This is a genomic window from Vibrio sp. 10N.222.55.C7 (genome assembly GCF_041473335.1).
GTDB lineage: Bacteria > Pseudomonadota > Gammaproteobacteria > Enterobacterales > Vibrionaceae > Vibrio > Vibrio crassostreae_C.
This window is the reverse complement of record NZ_JBFRSC010000107.1, coordinates 1-1,171: the sequence shown is the minus strand read 5'-3', so window position 1 is coordinate 1,171 and position 1,171 is coordinate 1. Positions and strand designations below refer to the sequence as shown.

Sequence of the window (1,171 nt, the reverse complement as noted above, 5' to 3'; positions counted from 1 at the left end):
TTATAACTGCTAAATTCTCACCGGCTTGCTCTCGACGTATCCGACATTCATCTTCTTTAAAACCAACGTCTAATCGCCAGTGCATCTGATTTTCAATGCTCCAATGTGCTCGCGTGCTCTCTAGTAAAGCTTTAGCCGTTAGTTTTGCTGAGCTTATGTAGTGCTTGATTTGCATTGTTTCTGCTGGCTTATCACCTTCTTGACGAATTGAAACGACCATACCAATTGTGGAGAGTTCAGCCCAATCAAACGCTATATAGCCTAAGAAATCTGTATTGTGAACAACCATACTCAAACGCGTTTCTGTACGACCATGCCCTTTCTCTTGAGTGACGTATTTATCACCTTCAAAACTATTAATCATACTAGAATTAAACACTTGGCTAATCGCTTGCTCCAATCGTTTTTGATTACCTTTTACCGCTAAGAGATAATCTGCATCTTGAGCGACTATCTTTTCAGCTATATCCTTCTGGCATCCCATAGCATCAATAGTCACTAAACAACCTCGCAAGGAAAGCATTTCAAGCAGTTCAGGGATCGCTTTTATTTCATTGCTTTTATCCGCAGTCTTCACTTGTCCTAGTACAACTTGGTTTGCTGCACTAAAGGCACTAACCATATGGATTGCACCACAACGCTTGTCTTTGTTGTATGTGCCTCTGAGAGTTTTGCCGTCGATAGCAATCACTTCACCCTCTGTCGTCTCATGACAGTCTTTCATCCACGCAGTAAAGCATCGTTGCAGTTGCTTGGCGGAAATAAGATTGATAACTCGGGCAATGGTATCGTGTACTGGTATGCCTTGTTTGAAATCACCATACTGCCTAAGCCATTCCAAGTTATCTTCACCAAAATCTTCAATATCCTCCCAACCTTCAGCACCAGCAATCACTGCTGCGATTGTTAAGAAGATAATGTCGGTTAGCGTGTGCTCTATTTTCCAAGCTTGGCGAGGGTCTCGAATAACTGAAATATGGTCCAAAAGGCTTAATCCATTCATTATGGCTAAATATCTGCTGTTAAAAAACAGTATATGATCACACCTAAATCTGATCATCAAATCGATCTTGAATGTATTGAATTTGTTGTGACTTCAGTGTACAAATTAGTGGAAACATCACTTCACGCTACCCCTTATTCCATATGGGTTTTTCATGATCTTGCCCTG

Annotated in this window: 1 protein-coding gene; it reads right to left on the bottom strand. The window is 41.0% G+C overall.

The genetic code is table 11. From position 1 onward, the window contains the following. On the bottom strand, nt 1-1,003 hold a 1,003-nt coding region (locus AB4482_RS22860), incomplete at its 3' end, for an ISAs1 family transposase (protein WP_372130195.1). Nucleotides 1,004-1,171: the final 168 nt, after the last annotated feature.